25 protein-coding genes and 3 pseudogenes are annotated in these 19,525 nt (G+C 54.2%); 23 read left to right on the forward strand and 5 right to left on the reverse strand.

The features are described from left to right. Window positions 1–53: 53 nt before the first annotated feature. The 19 genes and pseudogenes from E2L06_RS18535 to E2L06_RS18625 form a co-directional block, all read left to right on the forward strand. A pseudogene (locus E2L06_RS18535) lies at window positions 54–276 on the forward strand (hypothetical protein); the annotation flags it as partial. A gap of 91 nt (window positions 277–367) precedes the next feature. Further along, a complete protein-coding gene (locus E2L06_RS18540; protein WP_138783075.1) occupies window positions 368–670 on the forward strand; it encodes a hypothetical protein in 303 nt (100 codons plus the stop codon). Further along, the gene (locus E2L06_RS18545; RefSeq protein WP_138783076.1) at window positions 671–1,183 is read left to right on the forward strand and encodes a hypothetical protein; all 513 of its coding nucleotides are present in this window, start codon (window positions 671–673) and stop codon (window positions 1,181–1,183) included. It begins immediately after the preceding gene. A gap of 140 nt (window positions 1,184–1,323) precedes the next feature. Continuing rightward, window positions 1,324–1,680, forward strand: a complete 357-nt coding sequence (locus E2L06_RS18550) for a hypothetical protein (RefSeq protein ID WP_138783077.1) — start codon at window positions 1,324–1,326, stop codon at window positions 1,678–1,680. Window positions 1,681–1,682: 2 nt separating this feature from the next. After that, the gene (locus tag E2L06_RS18555; RefSeq protein ID WP_138783078.1) at window positions 1,683–2,012 is read left to right on the forward strand and encodes a hypothetical protein; all 330 of its coding nucleotides are present in this window, start codon (window positions 1,683–1,685) and stop codon (window positions 2,010–2,012) included. A 169-nt stretch (window positions 2,013–2,181) separates the two neighbouring features. Continuing rightward, window positions 2,182–2,580, forward strand: coding sequence for a type II toxin-antitoxin system death-on-curing family toxin (locus E2L06_RS18560; RefSeq protein ID WP_138783079.1), 399 nt, complete (start codon window positions 2,182–2,184; stop codon window positions 2,578–2,580). Between the two features lie 33 nt (window positions 2,581–2,613). Then, window positions 2,614–2,784, forward strand: a complete 171-nt coding sequence (locus tag E2L06_RS22090) for a hypothetical protein (RefSeq protein WP_008015348.1) — start codon at window positions 2,614–2,616, stop codon at window positions 2,782–2,784. Window positions 2,785–2,969: 185 nt separating this feature from the next. Then, window positions 2,970–3,935, forward strand: coding sequence for a transcription initiation factor IIB family protein (locus E2L06_RS18565; protein WP_138783080.1), 966 nt, complete (start codon window positions 2,970–2,972; stop codon window positions 3,933–3,935). A 355-nt stretch (window positions 3,936–4,290) separates the two neighbouring features. Further along, window positions 4,291–4,584, forward strand: coding sequence for a PadR family transcriptional regulator (locus tag E2L06_RS18570; protein ID WP_138783081.1), 294 nt, complete (start codon window positions 4,291–4,293; stop codon window positions 4,582–4,584). Between the two features lie 189 nt (window positions 4,585–4,773). Further along, window positions 4,774–5,046 carry a PadR family transcriptional regulator gene (locus tag E2L06_RS18575; protein WP_138783082.1) on the forward strand — a complete coding sequence of 91 codons (273 nt, stop codon included), beginning with the start codon at window positions 4,774–4,776 and terminating at the stop codon, window positions 5,044–5,046. Between the two features lie 751 nt (window positions 5,047–5,797). Further along, entirely contained in the window at window positions 5,798–6,325 is a 528-nt protein-coding gene (locus E2L06_RS18580; RefSeq protein WP_138783083.1) for a winged helix-turn-helix domain-containing protein, read from the forward strand. Beyond that, complete coding sequence (locus E2L06_RS23055; protein WP_138783084.1) at window positions 6,326–6,772, forward strand: hypothetical protein; 447 nt, start codon at window positions 6,326–6,328, stop codon at window positions 6,770–6,772. It begins immediately after the preceding gene. A gap of 107 nt (window positions 6,773–6,879) precedes the next feature. Beyond that, the gene (locus E2L06_RS18590) at window positions 6,880–8,340 is read left to right on the forward strand and encodes a lamin tail domain-containing protein (RefSeq protein ID WP_138783085.1); all 1,461 of its coding nucleotides are present in this window, start codon (window positions 6,880–6,882) and stop codon (window positions 8,338–8,340) included. 5 nt (window positions 8,341–8,345) lie between these two features. Beyond that, complete coding sequence (locus E2L06_RS18595; RefSeq protein WP_138783086.1) at window positions 8,346–8,624, forward strand: DUF3006 domain-containing protein; 279 nt, start codon at window positions 8,346–8,348, stop codon at window positions 8,622–8,624. A gap of 180 nt (window positions 8,625–8,804) precedes the next feature. Further along, on the forward strand, window positions 8,805–9,227 hold the full coding sequence (locus E2L06_RS18600) for a hypothetical protein (protein ID WP_138783087.1): 423 nt from the start codon (window positions 8,805–8,807) through the stop codon (window positions 9,225–9,227). Window positions 9,228–10,062: 835 nt separating this feature from the next. Continuing rightward, entirely contained in the window at window positions 10,063–10,959 is an 897-nt protein-coding gene (locus E2L06_RS18605) for a replication factor A (RefSeq protein WP_138783088.1), read from the forward strand. 501 nt (window positions 10,960–11,460) lie between these two features. After that, window positions 11,461–12,291 carry an IS5 family transposase gene (locus E2L06_RS18610; protein ID WP_138783089.1) on the forward strand — a complete coding sequence of 277 codons (831 nt, stop codon included), beginning with the start codon at window positions 11,461–11,463 and terminating at the stop codon, window positions 12,289–12,291. A 118-nt stretch (window positions 12,292–12,409) separates the two neighbouring features. Next, complete coding sequence (locus E2L06_RS18615) at window positions 12,410–12,604, forward strand: hypothetical protein (RefSeq protein WP_138783090.1); 195 nt, start codon at window positions 12,410–12,412, stop codon at window positions 12,602–12,604. 605 nt (window positions 12,605–13,209) lie between these two features. Then, the gene (locus tag E2L06_RS18625; protein ID WP_138783092.1) at window positions 13,210–14,100 is read left to right on the forward strand and encodes a hypothetical protein; all 891 of its coding nucleotides are present in this window, start codon (window positions 13,210–13,212) and stop codon (window positions 14,098–14,100) included. Window positions 14,101–14,123: 23 nt separating this feature from the next. Here the strand turns inward: E2L06_RS18625 and E2L06_RS18630 are convergent, their stop codons facing one another. The 3 genes and pseudogenes from E2L06_RS18630 to E2L06_RS18640 form a co-directional block, all read right to left on the reverse strand. Further along, window positions 14,124–14,540: a PIN domain-containing protein gene (locus E2L06_RS18630; protein ID WP_138783093.1), complete on the reverse strand. Its 417-nt coding sequence runs from the start codon at window positions 14,538–14,540 to the stop codon at window positions 14,124–14,126. Window positions 14,541–14,549: 9 nt separating this feature from the next. Continuing rightward, window positions 14,550–14,780 carry a hypothetical protein gene (locus E2L06_RS18635; RefSeq protein ID WP_138783094.1) on the reverse strand — a complete coding sequence of 77 codons (231 nt, stop codon included), beginning with the start codon at window positions 14,778–14,780 and terminating at the stop codon, window positions 14,550–14,552. Between the two features lie 347 nt (window positions 14,781–15,127). Next, a pseudogene (locus E2L06_RS18640) lies at window positions 15,128–15,238 on the reverse strand (IS5/IS1182 family transposase); the annotation flags it as partial. Window positions 15,239–15,342: 104 nt separating this feature from the next. Between E2L06_RS18640 and E2L06_RS18645 the strand changes: the two are divergent. The 4 genes and pseudogenes from E2L06_RS18645 (at window position 15,343) to E2L06_RS18660 (ending at window position 17,589) form a co-directional block, all read left to right on the forward strand. Then, entirely contained in the window at window positions 15,343–15,774 is a 432-nt protein-coding gene (locus tag E2L06_RS18645) for a hypothetical protein (protein ID WP_138783095.1), read from the forward strand. A gap of 91 nt (window positions 15,775–15,865) precedes the next feature. Further along, a pseudogene (locus E2L06_RS18650) lies at window positions 15,866–16,185 on the forward strand (IS5/IS1182 family transposase); the annotation flags it as partial. A 386-nt stretch (window positions 16,186–16,571) separates the two neighbouring features. Beyond that, window positions 16,572–17,054: an Lrp/AsnC family transcriptional regulator gene (locus tag E2L06_RS18655; RefSeq protein WP_138783096.1), complete on the forward strand. Its 483-nt coding sequence runs from the start codon at window positions 16,572–16,574 to the stop codon at window positions 17,052–17,054. Window positions 17,055–17,226: 172 nt separating this feature from the next. Further along, complete coding sequence (locus E2L06_RS18660) at window positions 17,227–17,589, forward strand: ArsR family transcriptional regulator (protein WP_138783097.1); 363 nt, start codon at window positions 17,227–17,229, stop codon at window positions 17,587–17,589. Window positions 17,590–17,983: 394 nt separating this feature from the next. Here E2L06_RS18660 and E2L06_RS18665 read toward each other — a convergent pair whose 3' ends face one another. Beyond that, complete coding sequence (locus tag E2L06_RS18665; RefSeq protein ID WP_138783098.1) at window positions 17,984–18,403, reverse strand: HalOD1 output domain-containing protein; 420 nt, start codon at window positions 18,401–18,403, stop codon at window positions 17,984–17,986. 80 nt (window positions 18,404–18,483) lie between these two features. Next, entirely contained in the window at window positions 18,484–19,134 is a 651-nt protein-coding gene (locus tag E2L06_RS18670; protein ID WP_138783099.1) for a helix-turn-helix domain-containing protein, read from the reverse strand. Window positions 19,135–19,525 lie beyond the last annotated feature (391 nt).

Below are 19,525 nucleotides of genomic sequence, written 5' to 3' on the forward strand. Positions count from 1 at the left end.
ATCGAAGCCAGTAACACGAATGCGTGGTAGTAGGACAACAGAGTCTTCCACTGATCTGTGACGACGGTGCCATCCAGCCGTACCCGAATCCCAATAAGATTGACTACTACGCCTACGACGGCTGTGGGCACATTGTCGACGCGCTTGCAGCTTTCATGCGGTTCCGCGTCGAACTCGACCATCTCGAAGGCCCGTTGCAGTTGTGCGAGCGGTGGTAGCCATGGGGTCGCAACGTACTGGACGCGCTATCTCAAGGAGCATCTCGTGTCCGGCTGATGGCTGCCGAGTGATCGTCGACATGAGGCGAGCGTGGCTTACATTGTACACACGATAACTGCTAAGTGGACTGGCTCACAATGTACACATAATGAGTAGCGACAAAAAGCGCGTCCAGTTCCGGGCGCCCCACCGACTTATCGACCGGGCCGACGCCCTTGCAGACGTCCTCGGGGAAGACCGGACGGATGTCCTTGTGACTGCGCTGCGAGAGTACCTCCAAGAGGCGGCCCATGACGACGCGCTCACGCAGGAAATCGCAGCTGCCTACTACGACGACGAGATCTCCTTCGAGCAACTCAAAGCGCTCGTCGGTGCCGAAGAGGCGGCGAACCTCCGAGTGTTGAAACAGCAACTGGACGAGGACTTCATCGACGAGGTCGCCGACGCATAAATGTCGACGCTCGTCGCTGACGCCTCTGCCCTCGTGAGTCTCGGGGTCGTTGCTGACGACGACCCCAATCCACTCGATCTCTGTCTGTCCTGCTATGAGGTCATCGTCCCAACAGTGGTCATCGAGGAACTCCGAGAGATTGCCTCGTATGATGACGTACACGGTCGGGCTGCAACGACTGTCCTCGACCGAACTGAGACGCTCGAGGCACGATTGGTCGATCTTGACGCCGAATTTCCGCTCGATGACGGCGAAAACGCTGCTGTCACCCTTGCAAATGACCTTGACGCCACACTGTTACTCTGTGATGAGTTCAACCAACTCGGCTTGGTCCACGCCTCGCTCGTCGATACGCGGCTCGTGACGACGCCGACGCTGCTTTCGGTGCTCGTTCGCACCGAACAGCTGTCAGCTGCCAATGCTCGTGCTCTTCTCGACGAGATCAGCGATGCCCGTAGCTGGGATGCAAACAGCTACGTGCAACGGGCCCGGTCGTTGCTCGAAGCACCCTGATACCGACGTTGCCGCCAATCCACTCTCAGTCACTGCCTGAAGAATACCCGCCCCTATCTATCCCTTTTCGGCGCAGACCATGCGCGAGTCTGTCTCGTCGTTCCCACATCTTCAACATACGAGCGCCCCTCGAGACGACTATGGATTGCCCTGCATGCGACTCACCGATTACACTCGAAGTGGGCCCGGAGCAACCACTTTCGACATCACTTCCCGATGCGCTCCTTACGGCCGAGGAAGACGAGTGTATTGAGATTACCCGAAATTGTTGGACCTGTGGCTGGCACGAAGACCGACAGATTCGCGTCGAGTCAATCGAGACGACCGAGGGAGACGAGGCCGCTGTCGAGCGAGCCGTGCTCCTCAACGAGATCACCGACGAACTTTCGGCCATCGACAGTTTGGCAACGCTCAAAGATACTCTTGCCGAGGTCCGCCGGCAGCGTCAGCTTGATCCAACGACCACGGATACAAACAGAGACACCACGGGTGAATAGCGATGCCCGATGGCGACGCCCTGTACGACGTTCGTGAACGAACCGGAAATCCCGAGCACGCATCGGTTGACGAGGTAGTTGAGCTCGTGTTCGAGCGCGCACAGAACCCTCGAGAGGATCACCAGGATGCGCATTTCGACGCGGCGATGGCGACCGCCGTGGACAGATACGGGACAGAACCCGTCCGTACGGTCATCCATCGCGTCCTCGTCGACCACTATCCGTTCCGTACCGCCACGACTGACCTCAAGATGCGCAACATCGACGGCATTCGTATTGGGACGACGGCCGGCTGGTTCCTTGACGAGCTGAACGCGCAGCAAGGCGACTGAGATGAGTCTCATGAAATCCCGCGACCGCTGCTACGCTTCGGTATCAAATCGATGAGTCGCCAAGGCTAGCGATATTCTACAGGCGTTTATTTCAAGTAGATCGACACGAGGGCGGATAACTGATACCTTATCGAAAATGGTTATCCGGAAGCATGAGAAAACCAAGACTGTGACTGACGACGTCGCGTATCCCTCTGTTGACTTGGTCCTTGACCTTCACGAGCAGATTGTCGAGGAAGGCGACAACACGGAATCAGGGGTTCGATCAGAAGATGCAGTTGCATCTGCGTTGCAGTACGTTTCGGAGGGATTTTTCGGGGAGGTCCCACAGACGATCCATGAGAAGGCAGTCCACCTGATGAGGCTGCTTGTTGCAGATCATCCGTTTGTCGACGGGAACAAGCGAACTGCACTCCGAACGGTAGTCGTCTTTTATATGCTGAATGGATACACATTCGAATACGGCGATGAAATTCGTGCCTTATTGCACCGATTTGCGACCGACGAAGCCGCTGTTGACACCGATACCGCAGTGATTTACTTCCGAGCGTGCGCTCGTCGCAACTGATAAAGGGACACAACGAGTAGATTCAATATAGAGATGGCGTCCAGCACCGATTCCTCGGCGACGGTCGACGAAGAAGCCCGCCGACTCTATGAGCGATATCAGTCGGCTGAGAGTGATGAGGAACGCCACGAAATCGCCCTCGAGATGGGGAAGCTTGACGGACGCCGACACGCGGAGATTTACGCAGCACTCGAAGACGAGTGAGCGGTTTTTCTTCCAGAGATCTGTGTGTACGGAGTCGTTCAATATCCGCGACTGGTTACTGTTCACTGTGAGAATCCGCATTTCGGAGATATCGTGAATTGCCGCCGGTGGCGATCCACTGATTGTTGAGTTCAGAAATTCCACCCAGCGTTTAACTTTTGAGAGTACTGATAGTTAACTAATCGATGGAGCGGTTAAACCGACAGCAAGAGACCGAAGCTCAGTCGGGGCAAGAAGCAACCAAACAAAAGGGCGAGCAGACCTGTCCTGAATGTGAGTCAAGTGCGCTCACGAGAAGTGCGGACGAGAGTGAGATTAGCTGTGCGGAGTGCGGGTTGGTTCTCGAAGAGGAAGCTATCGATCGAGGGCCTGAATGGCGGGCGTTCAACGCGGCAGAACGGGACAGCAAATCTCGAGTGGGTGCACCGACAACCCAAACAATGCACGACAAGGGCTTGACGACCACTATTGGATGGCGAAACAAAGATGCCGCTGGTCGCTCGCTGTCCTCAGAGAAGCGCCTTCAGCTCAGCCGGATGCGGAAATGGCAAGAGAGGATTCGAACAAAAGACGCTGGCGAACGGAATCTCCAACTTGCTCTCTCCGAAACCGATCGGATGGCGTCCGCGCTGGGTGTTCCCCGATCTGTTCGAGAGGTCGCGAGTGTGCTCTATCGGCGTGCACTTGATGAAGATCTTATCCGCGGGCGTTCCATTGAGGGCGTTGCCACAAGTACATTATACGCGGCCTGCCGGATGGAGGGAATTCCCCGGTCGCTAGACGAAATTTCGGCAGTCTCTCGTGTTGAACGCATGGAAATCGCGCGTACGTATCGGTATATCGCGCAAGAACTCTCCCTCGAAATGGAGCCCGTTGATCCAAAAAAGTACGTTCCTCGCTTCTGCTCTGAACTCGAGGTTTCCGAAGAAGTGCAGGCGAAAGCGACTGAAATTATCGAGACAACTGCGGAGAAGGGACTGTTATCAGGAAAATCGCCAACTGGCTATGCTGCGGCAGCAATCTATGCGAGTTCTTTGTTGTGCAATGAGAAACGAACACAGAAAGCCGTCGCTGACGTTGCTTGCGTGACTTCTGTCACTATTCGAAACCGATATCAAGAGCAGATCAATGCTCTGGGACTTCAGAACTAACGTCTCCTCTGGGGTGATCCAAAATTAGAGCCGCTGTTGGCGATTCCAAAGGATTTCGATGATTACTCTGTTTCCATCTCTGATTGAGAGCTATCAACCGCACTATCCCGCAGCACTTGCTGAATATGGAAATCTTTCTCCAATGGGTTATCACTCTGTAACGCTTCTTCAAGGTGGGCCCTACTCTTCTCGCTCAACCCCCTCATGCTATGTATCTGTATGGATAGTAACACTAAATAATAACTGAATACCAATCGCGATGTCTTACCGACATCACCTTCAGCAAAAATTACACTAGGTGTGTTCGTGTAACTCTTGTCCAGTGGTTTATCAACCAATAGGCAGGAGTACCAATATGTACGATCTCACTAAATTCCAGCGTGACATCTTGTACGTGATCGCCGGTCAGGATGAGCCACATGGCCTTGCAATCAAAGACGAACTCGAGGAGTACTACGAGAACGAGATCCACCACGGGCGACTGTATCCGAATCTCGACGATGTCGTCGACAAAGGGCTTGTTGAGAAGGGGAAGGTCGATCGTCGGACGAACTCCTACACGATCACAGCGCGTGGCCGACGCGAACTCGAGGCCCGTCGCGAGTGGGAAGATCAGTACGTCGGTGTACTACTCACGAATTCGGAGTGAGACGGCCGTAACCGCTGATCGTGCATACAGAGTCGGATTCCCCGAGTGTTGTTCTATTACGATCACAGTGTCAGGATGGCGTGAATGAAATGAGAGTCAGCTAGTGGTATAAAGAACCGACTAGTTTGATTACCTTACATCTACGTACGTGTAGAATAACAAATATCATCTCGCCTGAATGGCTGGGCTATGGACGACCTCACTGGATTCCAACGAGACCTGCTGTACGTGATCGCGGGCGCTGACCAGCCATCTGGACAGGATATCAAAGATGAGATCGAGCAGTACTACAGTTCAGAGATCAATCATGGTCGGCTGTACCCGAATCTCGATACGGTCGTGAATAAGGGCCTTGTCGAGAAAGGACAACTCGACAGGCGCACAAACTATTACGCGATTACAGACGAGGGAGAGCAAGCAATTGAGGATCGGCGTGAGTGGAAATCCCAGTACACCGGTTAGGATACGAAACCTATCACCAAGATGTCGTCTAGTTCTACGAAAATCCAGTATGTATGATTAGCACAGCGGTATTTTCCTCGACATTCAGTGATAGTCTTCAAATTTTCAGATATACTGAAGTTAGCTAGCGGCCTACGACAATACTACGACATGTCTATACTAATATCATACCGGTCACGCCAACTTGCACGAATTAGTTTACTGGGTATCATTGCTCTCTTCACAGGAACACGTGTCATTGAGTACGAATCAAGTCCATGGGGGTGGGTCGCAGTATTTGCTATCGTGACAGCTCTCATTTTTGGCCCAGCCACGTGGATTATTCGCGATCGTGTTTCCAAAGCACAGCGTGAACGTCTCAGTTACGTTGTGACTGGTTTCGTTTTACTCTGCGTACCATTCGTCATTGGACTTGGACTCGTTGTTGATGGCTTACTATTCTTCATCAATGTCGGTGTACTTGGCAGTGTTATCGGCCTTGCAGTCACGTTTCTCGTCGAGCGAACAGTTGTTCCCGAACGGTTTGGTGGTACAGCCCAATAGCATCCCCCTGATGTGAACAGCAAGGGAGTGAAGATCTCTTGACCAAGCGGGCGAAGCTCGACAATGCCGAGGTCTCCCACGCGTTGGGCAGTTCTGTTTACAGTCAGCAGCCTGTTCTCTCGGTGTGGACCCTCTACAGATCAGATATCTGATCGCACATATCTGAGAAACACGAACATATATTGAGCATGACCACGTACAGTTGGATATGACTGAGTTCGATCCGGCCCCAGAATCCGACGCTGCTCAGCGACGGTGGCAAGAGGGCACGGACACGTTTGGTCGTGTCTACGATGTTGCCCTTGGAGTGACATCGCCCACCGCGTACACTGAGATTGCGGAGCTTGCCGACTGCTCTCCAAACGCTGCCAAAAAGCATCTCGAGCGTCTGACCGAGATGGGTATCGTTCGAGCAGACCGTGATAGTCGCCCTGCGCAGTACGAACGGAACGATGGGTATCTCGAGTGGCAGGAGGCCAGCCAAATTGCAGATGAACTCTCCATCGACGAGATAATCGACCGTGTGGCAGCACTCGAAGAACAGCTCACAGAGTATGAGGATCAGTTCGGAACCACTGACCCGACAGCGGTCTCGGTTGTCGAGCATGACGACCACGAGATGGTCCATGAACGGATGACTGCGATCAGTGAGTGGCAAGGCATTATTCGAGAGATTCGGCTGTATGAGCTTGCTCGACAGCTCTCCCAGAACGATGGGCACCTGATCTCTGCCTGAATGAGTCGGCCACCATCGGATTCACACCCTGACTCCACAGGGCCACCGGATCGGCAGACACTACGATTGCTCGAGCGACATCTCACAACGGATTCACTCGTCGCCGAGACAGCATTCGATCCAGATTCCTACGAGCCGCGACTCCTCAAGGCGGTCTTCGATATGGAGCAATATCCAGAATCAGTCTCAGCAGCCCGGCTCGACATTCGGTGGTTCACGACTGGGGATTTCACATTTCACTACGTCGAAGACCACGACGATAGCAGCCAGTGGGAATGCCGTTGGGACAGGCACCCAAACACGCACAATGCCCGGTTGCACTTTCACCAGCCACCGACTGCGAACGACATCACTGATCTTGAACTCCCGTCGCTCCACCCACTCGAGGTGTACTCGACGGTACTTACTGCGATCGAGCAGCGTCTTGAGACTCTTTGGTCTCAGTGAAGGTATGTGAGTCTCATTGGCCTCTCGCACACAGTATTTGCGAGGATGTCAGCGGGGTTCTTCCACTGGACGGAACACTCAAACGCGTCTCGTGAGATGACCCGTGTATGAACCGAGTGATCCTCGTCGTTTCCGTGGCGCTCCTCGTCGTTCTTGCGGGATGTGCGGGCGACACCGGGAGCCCCGAGAATGCGATTGACGACTCTCAGACCGTTGGGAACGCTCTCGAGGTCGTTGACATGAACGTCGAAGACGTGTCGCCCGACGAGGAGTACATCGTCCTCGAGAATACCGCCGATGAGCCCGTTGATTTGTCCGGGTTTGAACTCCGAGACCGAGAGGGTGGACAGGTCGATGGCGGCCTCTCTCCGTTTTCGTTTCCAAGTGAGTTCGTTCTGGAGTCTGGGGAGACGGTGAAGATAACGACCGGTGAAGGCGATCCAACGGACAACGAACTGTACTGGGGATACAACGTGAATATCTGGCGAGACGATGGCGACGTGGTTCGGCTTGTCGACGCCAATGGCCAGGTCGTACTCGAGCACGCCTACGGCGATATCGAACTCGATGAGTCTGAGTCGGACGGCGATGGAGAGAGCGGCACTGATGACGAGAGCGATGGACTCGACGGGAGCACTGTCGAGGGAGAACTCGAGATTCACCACATCGACGTCGGACAAGGCGATTCGACTCTCATCGTCACGCCAGCCAATGAGACGATCCTGATCGATACTGGCGACTGGCGAGAGGACGGCAGTGAGGTCATCGCCTATCTCGAGGCCCAGGGGATCGATCGGATCGACCATCTCGTCGCGACACACGCTGATGCCGACCACATCGGTGGTCACGCTGCTGTGATCGAGCACTTCGAGACGACTGGTGAGGGTATTGGAACCGCATACGATTCGGGTGTCCCATCGGATTCTGCGACCTATGGGAACTACCTCGATACCGTCGACGAGTATGATGTCGAATTTCTCATCGTCGAAAGCGATGATGAACTGCCGCTTGAGGGCGATGTCTCTGCCCAGGTGATGAACCCGCCTGCTGGGGACGCTGGGAGTGACGTTAACGATAACAGTGTGGTACTGGCGCTCGAGTTTGGTGACTTCCAGTATTTGGCACCCGGTGATGTCGATACTGGCGTTGAGCAGCGCTTGGTCGACGAGTGGGGAAGCGACCTCGAGAGCGATGTCTACAAGGCTGGCCATCACGGGTCATCGACCTCCTCGAGTGACGCCTTCGTGGATGCCGTAGATCCGGAGATGGCTATCATTTCGAGTGCCTACGACTCACAGTACGGGCACCCAAGCGATGAGGTCCTCGAACGGTTTGCCGAGCGAGAGATCGAAACGTACTGGACGGGAGTCCACGGCGATATTGTGGTTCGCACTGACGGCACGTCGGTCGACGTAGAGACGAGAGAGTCGTTCTCGACGGACGCCGAGGATATCCTTGCGGAGACACCTGATTCCGACGACGAGACGAATTCCCTGATATCTCCTCAGCTTACCGCAGATAGTGTCGCCAGTGGAATTGATGGAGCTGTCGCTCCTGCTATGGGGTGAGAAAGATGGATGGGACTTACACTGGCGTTGTCGATCGAATTGAAGACGGTGAGATTGCCGTCATCTTGCTCGAGGAGAATGAGCAGGTGATCGAGCAAGTCGATGTCCCTGTGGGTCGATTGCCTGAGCCCGCTCAAACGGACGGTGGCGTGCTTTCGGTGATGCTTGAGGATGGTGAAATCACGTCGATGGAGTACCGACCGGACGCCACTTGCGACCGGCGTGAGTCTGCGCAGGAGAAACTGGATCGGTTGTCGGAGAAGTTATCTGATCGCGAGGAGTGAGTCGACGCTGGCGGTGATGAAGAGCGGCTCTCGAGGAAAAGTCCGTAGTGGACACTTGGTTCTGTTCCGAAGCTCCCTCTGATAAGGTAAGAATCGTGGATTGTCAAACGAACAGTACAGGCGAAGCACGTATCCTTCAATACCAGAAAACATTTGCCGAGACTAATGGGATACCACTTAATGAAATCAATCACTAAATATGACATACCTGCGGCCATATTCGCGCTGCTTGGTCTTATCATTGCGCTACTTGGAGCGGGGTTGGGAATAGACACTGGTGTAACCATACTTACTATACCGAACCATAGTGGCTGGGTGGCCCTGACTCTATTAATCGCCGGAGGAGCGGTATTCTTTGGCACAATCATCACACTGCTTGGTATTTTATTCGTGAAAAATAATGATTTTAAACTTCCAACTGCCATACTCTTTGGAGCTCTTGCTCTCGGTTTCCTCAGATTGATTGCAGTGTTAGAACTCATTGAAAAGCCGAATGCAGGATATGATGGTGCACTACTGCTGTCGATAACCCTCGTGCCAGTACTGGTTTGGGTGCTTCTCTGGGGCATCGAGCGGCACTGGAATATGAGCTTTTCTCAGTGACTGGCGTGGTGACGGACTAGAACAATGGAAGTTCCGTCTACTACATTCGCATCTGTAGTGTGCAGATGGGTCACTGAAACAGCTATCATGAAGTAAATCTCAGTGAACGGCTTGCAATCACTGCTTTCGATAATAGGGTGAAAGCCCCTGACTCGCTCGAGTCCCGCGCCTGTCGAGACGCAGGCGTCTCGCTGCCCGTCGCTCGTTTTACTCGCGAAGACCTCGCTGCGCTCCTCACAGGCTGTGGTGCTTGCGTCGGCGGGGTTCCTCGAGCGCGCCAGCCCCTTTTGATCCCACCCCTGTGGATTGATCGGGAGGCTATAGCGTTGGTTGCTCGCTCTTGAGTATCGGCCCACCCCGCTCGCCGCGTGCCGCCCTCCGCGTCGCTCGCGACCGACCATTCCGGGCTGCGGTTCGCTCCTGGCGTCGCTCACCGTTCCGGGCTAAAATGAATCTGGTCTCGACGCCAGCATTAAGCGCGTTTTCGGTTGCGCCCCTCGCGGGCTTTCGCGTTCCAGCGCTTGGTGCCGCCTGCGCTGTCGCGCGCCACACTGCGGCGCGCGTTCTCGACGACAGTCGTGCTGGACGCGGACCCGCAGTTCGGGCCGGACACGAGAAACGGCTTAAAGCTGGCCGCTTGCTTCGGGCGGGACGCCGCGCGGTGCTGGTTGGGTTACCTCATTCAGGCGCGCTCTCGCTCGCGCCCAGATGGGCGCTCACGAAGGCGCGAGCGCGAGCGCGCAGATAGATCTAGTCGGTCAGTGTCGTCGGAAAACCGCGATGTCCTAGCATCGCGGTGGCAGGCGCGCATGAGCGCCTTCAGAGTTGAACTCCAATGTCTAGTAACAACTCGAGTAGCAAGGTCGTTACGGTCGATGAACAGGCACTCAAACAGGCGGACGAGCAGGCAGTCGATGAAGACGGCTTCCCGGTCGTCGGCGAGACGCCGGAGTTCGAGGCAACAGTCGAGCAAGAGGTCCAAGCAAAGGTGGATGCGAACCACCCAGACGGAATCGTCGATACAAATGATGAGCGGATCTATGGCGCGACCCTCGAGCAGGAAGAGCGGATTCGAGCACGAGAGGATGAACTCGAGCGGATCAGTGCCCAGGCCGAGATAGGAACGCAGGAGGGTCGTGAGAGACGGACGCGAACGATCGCTGCGAACCAGAACAAAGCGCGGCGTGTGGAATTCCAGAAACGGGCGGCGAGCGTGGACCCAATGGCAGACCCGGAACGAGCGGATCCTCGTACAGAGCTCTCTCGAGAGCAGTTGGCGGCCGTGAACAAGCAGTCGATGCGACTCGCAAAGCAGTTGGATGGCTGGTCTCGAGCGGCGATTAGCCGGCGGTTGAGTGAGGCCGTCGTCGGTGGCCAGGACCTGACGAGTGCGGTTGTCAACGTGTTCGAGGAACTGCAGACGGCGCCTGGACACGTCATCCCCATTGGAAAACTCGAGGAGGTCTCTCGGAAGGAGGTGAGCATCCAAGGGCGTGTCGAAACCTTGTGGGATCCCTCGCATCCGAGTATCGCACAGGTCGGGCTCATCGCAGACGACAGTGGACAGACACGCGTGACGATCTGGAAGTCATCAGACGCGCCGTGGATCGAGGAAGGCGAGCAGGTGCGAATTCACAAGGCTGCCCGGAACTGGCACGAAGGCCGTGTTTCACTGGCCGTGACCGGGTGGTCGATGATCCACTTCCCGGAGCGCGGCTGCTGGTGGGAATAGCCGTGGCGAAGCCCCTTTTTTGCTGGTGTGAACGCGGTCACCGCCACCTCCCACCACCTCCACGGTCCGGGCTGCTCACGGCCGATGGCCGTTGCGCTGCCTGGCTTTCGCCACCGCATGAATCCGTCCCACGACTTCTTCATTCAGAAGTATGCCTGAAACCGAGTCGAGCAATTCGGTAACTACAGATGCTTACTGTTCGATTTCAATTTCGACAAGCGATTTGGTTCCACACTGACAATGCGGATACCTTCCCTTCCGTCTTATTTTCCCATCAGGAAGCCGAATAGCAGGATAAACGGCATCACAGTTAGGACAGATGGCGACTATCTCTTGTCCAGTCCGAGTGTTGCTCATTCGAGATAATCGGGCCGACAACGCCCACACAGATATATCAGTGCGTAGTGACTCATAAAGAGAAATTGGCTGTGTTGAATCACTAGACGGCGGCGGAATGGTTCGCTAAATCGAAGGTCTTGAAGCGGGAGACTTCAGTTGTTCATGACCCAAATCTCCCGCTTCATTGAGGCAGTTGTGCCGATTGCTCAAAACGTTACTGGCGATGGAGACGAATCCGCCGCCCCAAAAGGTGGCGGCGGATTCGCCGACTATGCCCTTGTTTCCCTGCATTGTCTGCGGATTTACCTCGATACGTCCTACCGAATGACGATTGACCTGCTCAAGGAGATGCCACAAATAACCGGGGAGATCGGCCTCAGCGCGGCCGATCTCCCCTCGCCATCCACGTTGTGTAAGGCGTTCGACCGGATCAGCATGAGCGTCTGTCGAGTGTTGCTGCGCCAGTCGGCGCAGCTACACGATCCATCCGAACACGCTGCTATCGACGCAACATTCTACGAACGAGATCGTGCGAGCCGCCACTACTGCCAGCGAACGAATTATCGCGTCCAGACGCTCAAAGTCACAAAGCTCGTCGATACAGCAACGCAGGCTGTACTCGACCTTCACTGTTCGACGACGTTAGAAGGCAGTGACGCGGATCTTTGTGAGCAGATCGCCCGCCGGAACGCGGGCGATCTGCAGTCACTGGCTGCTGATAAGGGCTATGACAAGCAACAACTCCGAGAACGACTCCGTGAACTCGACATTCGACCGCTGATCAAACACCGGATCTTCGCGCCGTACGATCACGCGCACAACGCTCGTATTGATGAAGATCGGTATGCTCAGCGGTCAATGACCGAAACCGTCAACTCAGCCGTCAAGCGCTCGCTCGGCTACGCCGTGCGAGCGCGTACCTGGTATCGAGAGTTCCGTGAAATCGCCCTGATGTGTGTCGTCTATAACATCAAGCAGGCCGTCAAACAGTGAAATCCAACGCCGTATGGCGATTCAACACAGCCGAGAAATTACAATTATTGTCTTAAGACCTGCATCCTATTGTCCATATGTAAGGTTTTTCACCCCAGAAGCCGTATGCAGACATGACATGGATGAAATACCTGAAAACGCCCCTCCAACCGACACTTCGGATCAAAATGAACTTATCCATGTCTTGATTGAAGACCCAGGAGAAGCTGACAAGTGTGTGTTTTTCCCAGGAAATGCAAGATGTGATGAGCTACATACAAAGTGGATCCTTGCGCTCGAGGATTCGTATGTCCACCTAAAAGACGCTCAATAGTTCGCCTGTACTTATGGCGAGTTTCACAAAGAACTCTGCTACTGTCTCCTGAGAGAGGTTTCTGTGCCCCACGAGTGGGTGAGGGGCAGTCGGAGTTACTCATTGCCCCTCGTGAACACCATGACTCTCAGAGAGATCTACCAGACAACATTCGACGAAGATGTCCAGCCCAACTCGAGCGCCAGTCCGTGCCCCAACTGCAACGGACGGGTGACCACCAACGCAGTCGAAACTCGTTGTGAAGACTGTGGATTCCTTCTCGAACCGCAACAATACCAGACCCAGAAAAGAGTCAATCCCACTTAGATAGAATGCCATTAGTAAAAATCACACAAGTATTGGAACAAGATATTTACTGGAGTAACAACATAGATTTGAATAATGCCAGAATGTGATGGCTGTGGCTCTCATGTCACGGAGAACTACTACCGGGTTTTCGCTGTTGATGGTGATCTGCCAGCGTGTATTCATTGTGCCAGCAACCGTGAAGCTCGAGAAGCAGGACTCCGTCAGCAATAGCGTCTCAGTGATCTCATTTCCAGATCTTCTCTCTCGAACTGGTGCCTGCATCGAGACGTGAGACAACACGATCCACTACCCAGCCAATGACTGACCGAGATTCTGACTTTGAGGAGCTTCGTCCGACCGGCGAAGCGTCGCATATCCCAGATGAAACACTCAGCGAGGATGATGACGGCGAACCTGATCGACAGCGGAGTGCGACGGCGACAACTGGATATCCGGATACTCCAGCAGAAGCAGATACCGAGTGTCGCTCCTGTGGCGCACCGACCCCACCTGACCAGACCAAGTGCCTGTTCTGTCTCACCAACCATCTCGAGGACTGTTCTTCTGAGACAGACACACCAGCAACAGAGTGGATGCTGCTTGGCGTCGTCCACATGCTTGTCGAATCGTCGACGTTCTACGGCGCCGTCGCGAAAGGTGCGGCGGCTGCGACGCTTCTTGCGTCGAATGCGACCGAACAGACTGTCGACGACTGCACGATCATCTACGATCTCGAGGACGAGCCCGCAGCCCAACTGGCTGATCGGTGGCCCGTGCTTCCTGCTACAGTACGAATCTCGTCCACTGACGGTGAGCAACTTCTCGCGGCCGCCCGTGATCGAACAACATGGAGTGACCAACTCCACCCAGTCGCAGATAGTGACCACGAGCTGACAACGTATCTCTACGATGAAAGTGGATCCGGCATTCGCGACAAGCAGCGACTTGCGACGTTGCTCGACAACGCCGGCAATGATGCGTGGCTAGTTCCTGCAATTGCCCTCCAACAGGCACCTAAAGAACGTGAACCTGAGCACCAAGACAGTGGCATTCCGACCAAAGACCGCCTCGAGTGTCACCAGTGCGGACGCACAACCGATCATCGATTCAGCGATCATGATTCGGTTCCCGACGAAACCTGGACCGGTCACGCAATCTGGGAGTGCCAGGTCTGCGAGATGCCGCGCCATGGGCCGACTCCAGAATGAAACTGAGAGACAGATATACCGAGTTAAATCGTATCAAACGACCTGATCACGTCGCTCGTTGAGTACGTCTCGACTAGGTTTTGTTCGTCGAAGTCAGAATCGTCACTCCAGATAGCAGCATCACTGGCAATCGCACACGCGAGGTACAACACATCGTCAGGATCGGTATCTCCGATTTCCGCTTCTGCTGTTTCGATAGCCGGATAGAAGTCGTCAGCAGGAACGACCTCAATGTACTGGAACAAGAGGTCGATGAGTTGTGCTACTCGTTCCGGCTCCATTCCGGATTTCTCTACGATCAGTTCTTCATAATTCTCGATTTCGTCATAAACAAAGGCAGGTGTCAAGAGCTCTGGTTCGAGTGTGACGATGAGTTCCCGTGTTCTCGAATTAGCAATGAGTGCAGAAATAACGACGTTGGCGTCAATGACCAGCTTCATTCGTCAAGTCTACGCCGACTCTTCTTCGACGCGCTTACGTCCTTGTTCGTTGATCTTATTGGCGATTTCCAGAACGTCGCGCTCAGTGAGCTGACTTTCACTAGTGAGTTCGTCCATCATTTCGAGTGCTTCAATCTTCTCTTGGATGGCTTGGCGCGTAACCTCACTCCAGTTGATCTCCGGATGGTTTTCCATTCGGTCTTTGAGATCGTCATCTACGTTGACCGTGATACTGGGCATACAGAAGCCTATGGACACACAGAATAATGTGTCTTCCGGTCAAATCACAGCCATGTATTCAGGAGTCTCACGCGGAAAAGAACGGTGCCCGTTAGACAATTAAACTGGTAGTTGGATAGCGGCCTGCCGTTAACTGGTAACAGGTCAGTCCCTCCATGACTGTCGTATCACGTCGTGTTTATCCGCGCCGCGATCGGCTGAGGCGCATTCAATGGACCCACGAAACACACCAGGGTACAGACTGCATCGTGCACTCAGTCAACTCAATAATCACGAGGGCGATCAACTGACTGACGCAGACAGAGAACGTGTCGAGACTGCTCTGTTGAATAGATGCTGAGTCACGGTTACAGCGGCTCACACAGTGATTCTATGTTGACGAGGGCGAACGTCAAGACAATTTCACGGAACTGCCGGTACCGGCCGAGCGCTCGCACGGCATCGCCGAGCGAGCACTTCGACGGTTCGTGACCCACTCATTCCATCGAACGTCGCAACCCGAAGGTAGGCACCGCGTTCGGTACCAACGCTTATTACGGAAAAATTTAATTGTTGGACTGCTATGGTATTAGGCCGACGTTCCCTGCTCGAGTGCGCCGCCGTCCTATCGATTCCGGTCCTCTCGGGATGTGCCAGTTTCCGGGAGACGCAGGGCGACGAACCCGCTCCGACGCAGTCGAGTGCACAGGGTGCTTCGGACGTCTCCGTGCACAACCTCCATGACGAGTCGATCACCGTCTCGATTCGCGTCGAGAACGTCGAGGAGAATCGAAATCAGGAGGAGAAGATTCCGATCGACGAGACGGTGACACTCAAGTCCGCGGCGACGCACAAGATCAACAACAGAACGCGGTTCGGGTCGGAGTACGCGGTGTCTGTGTCCTTAGAAAGCGGGTACGCAAAGGAGGCGAACTGGACGCCCGATAGTGGTGGCGGCCTGCACGTCATTTACGACGGGTCCGACAGTCTCGTCTTCGCCGACGAGTTCGCCTGAGTCGAGGCGACACTCGAACTCGAGTTCGACTCTCGCGGCGATTCGTGTGACGGAGCCGCGGTGGCGAACAGTCGATCGGGTTCCGTTCCGTCCCGTCCGCCGGAACGCGGACGACCTGCTGACCGTGCTGCGGACAACGACTTCTAACACTGGCACACGTAGTACGAGATTTCAGCACTTGACGTCGAGCACCTTGTTCACTACCGTGGCTCATCACCGAAAGCAGTCGTGAACAACGCTCTCATCCGGGCAAAAGGCTACTCTCAGCGCTGGATGGCCGAGACTTCGTATTCGACAACGAAGCGCTCGGTCGGCGATGCCGTGCGAGCGTTCGGCTGGTGTCGGCAGTTCCGTGAAATTGTCCTGATGTTCGCCTTCGTCAACATAGAATCAGTGTGTAAGCTGCTGTAACCGTAACTCAGCATCTATTCAACAGAGCAGTCGAGACAGCAACGGCGCTCTTGGAAGAAGTGAGTCTTCTCACTTGACCAGAGCGCGGTGAATCTACTGATACCCACATTGATTCCTAACCGAGCGGGTCATAGGATCGGTCACGGACCCATTTGACGCTGTAGTGAACAGTCAGTACAGGGCAAGCAGGTGCCGAAGTGGCTATCGATCTATCCGAGCTGTGCTAAAAGCCGCCTGCTGAATACTGGATGCGAATGTCACATGAGGTCGGGTTCGACCTGCGACGGTGATGATCGCTCAGTACAGAGCGTCTCTCTATCGTGACTGGTACGTATCAGAGAATGTCCGACCTGAACCTTCTACTCGTTCGACAGCGTGTACAGCGTATGGACGACGAACCACTCAACCATATCGACCGCCGAATCCTCCACTTATTGCAGGTGGACGCACGGAGCAAGCGTGATACGGATATCGCTGAGCAAACGGACGTGACTGGCACGACCGTTGGGAATCGCATTGAGCGCCTCGAAGACCGGGGTATCATTCAGGGCTACCACCCCGACATTGACTACGAACAGGCCGGGTACCCACTCGTCATCCAGTTCGTTGGCACTGTCTCCGTCACGGATCGGAAATCCACCGCCGAGCAAGCCCTCGACGTGCTGGGTGTCGTGGATGTGAAACAGTTGCTCGCCGGGGAACGAAACATTCAGGTTCAGGCCGTGGCCGAATCGACCGACCGCATCGAACAAATCACCGAGGAGCTCGACGACATCGGACTGCAGATTCATCGAAGCGACATTATTTCCGAGCAAACCACCCAACCGTGGAACCACTTCCATATCGAGCTCGCCGAAGACGAAGAGTAGCTCGACCACACATAGGTCACTTGTAATCTTTAACTGTGTCTACCTGTGCTGCGATAATTTCCATATCTAATTTGGGAATATAATCCGGACAGGAGGTCTGGCTTGGGAAGGTCAATTTCCTACAATTAACATATAAATAACACTTATGCGATTCGCGTGCATGCATTCATTTGTGACTGGACGACTCGATACCGGAGACGTAAATCAGTTGTTCGACTTGCTCCGGAATCCACGGCGGCGATACGTCCTGTACTACTTAACCAACCACGCCGATCCAGTGGAATTTGATACTCTTGCCTCCGAACTCGCCGCATGGGAAGCCAACGACACTGGTATGACCGCCACCGACGAGACTGTCGAGAGCATTCGGACCACGCTCCATCATATACACCTTCCCAAACTCGCAGACACGGGTGTCGTCACGGTCGATTCTGAGTCAGAGACTGTCGAACTCTGTGAAATAGATGGGCTCGATACCTTCTTGACCGACACTGCAGAGATTGAGTGGAACAACCAGATTGCCGCTGACGATTGAACACCGCTGATTTTGCGGTAGGCTGAATTCGGAGTCTCGGAGACGACAATCTCTTAGCGTCTGTGCCGGATGTTACCCCACGTTACTGCTCGCAACGCTCCCCGGAAGCCGAGATACCTACCAAAAAAGTCGATCAAAGAAGCGCAACGAGATTCCCCTCAGAAATAATTCAATACTGTTCACGATAGATACGTATACCTACTTATCTGCCAATTCACCGTGGAAGTGGCTGTAATCAACACCGTGAGAAGACTTCAGACAGTCTCGTTAGACGATTATCTTCCACTCATGCCCGTACTCAGGGCATTCGAAGGAATATATTACCCCTCCGAGATTGCCGCGCTTACGCGAAACCGCTCCCCGTGTGCCTCCTTGCAATTCAGATAGAGCGCCTTCATCTCTCCTCACCGCTCGCCATCTCGTGCGTCGTCGGATCAACCTCCACTACTCCGTAACTGTTGAGAGCCACAGTGTAGCCGTGAAACTCGAACGTGACTCGAGCATCTCCTTCGTGACGCCCCTGTGTCAGAGAAGCGCACAGGCTATCGAGGGCGTCTGGATCAATGACCGAGTAAAGAGGTTCGAGGTCTGTGGGGAAGGTATTCGAAACCGCGGCGACTGCATGAATAATGACCTCACTTGGGAAGTCTTGCCCGTGGTCGTATGTAGCTCGGTATCGGCCGGTCCTCTCATCGTATTCTAACGTCCCGATCGAATTGAGACCATCTACAGAAATCGATTTTCGAGCGGGAAGTGAAGAATCACATTCTTGTGCAGCGGATGCATCTGCGGCGTGATCATCTCCTGCGTTCATACGTCCACAAGTTATCTACGGAATGGCCTTACAGTTATTTCTTATCTCGAAGGGCGTTTAAATACAACCGAGTATCTCTATCATTCGATAAGAGTACTTCGAATGAGGCGTTTATTTCCACGCCGGAGTCGAGAGCCGAGTGACTGAGCGGTAATACCGAACTCCTCTGCGATTTCAGCTAACGTGATTTCACGCGGGCTGTCGAAATAACCCCGTTCATACGCGAGCACTAATGCCTCTCGTTGTCCTTCAGTCAGGTCGTATTCAGTTCCCGACCGAAGCTTTGCAAGAGCGTGCAAGCTAGTAAGCTCAGCGGACATCTCGTGTTTGCGTAAGTACTGCTGAAAATCAGCAATCTCCTCTTGATTCTCGCTCCGCACCTCTAACTTCCAGTTCTCTGCCGTCCCTGCCCCGGAAATCAGGACGACGTCATGTTCGGCAATTGCTTTGAGAATGCCCTGATACCCTGGCTTCCACTTGGCCTGCATTAGATACTCTCCGTCCACTTCATCAATCATGTGAACGCTCTGTACATCTGTATGCCTACGGAACGCCTCCTCGATCTTGTGTTCCGTCTCGGCGCTCACGCCACGGACCCAAAAGTAGGGGATTATCGCTTTGTTCGTGGGGACGACTCGCTCCAATTCAACTTCGACGCCGGGGAAATCATTGAACACGCTGCCCAAGGGAAATCCCTCCGCCGGTATCGTGAACTCAGCAACGGTAGCCATGAACAGACATGATCGACTCGCGATGATAAGAGGTGGTGATGTACATTCTGGTGAAGTGAACTACCCTGTCTACTCGCTCCCTTCTGTCGCTCGTTAAGCACGGGGGCTCAGTGTCCTCTCTTTCCTGCTAAACAAAAAGTCTCTTGTGCGACACAAATCGCTGAGCTGGATAGGCGGTAGCGCTATTCAACCGTTCTGACTGAGTGTCAGCGTTAGATTCGCGCATCTACTTACCGGCTGATTCAATAAAAGAGAGTTGAAAGAAACAATTCACGAGTCTTCTATGATGTGCTCCACTCGAGGCAGTGCAAGTTTCCAAAGGCACCCGTGGTCTTTTCGAAGCTACCGACGAGTCGAGCGACCTGATAATCGCTGTCGATGCTACTACCGG

Origin of the sequence: Haloterrigena sp. H1 (genome assembly GCF_005938085.1) — an archaeon.
Classification (GTDB): domain Archaea; phylum Halobacteriota; class Halobacteria; order Halobacteriales; family Natrialbaceae; genus Natrinema.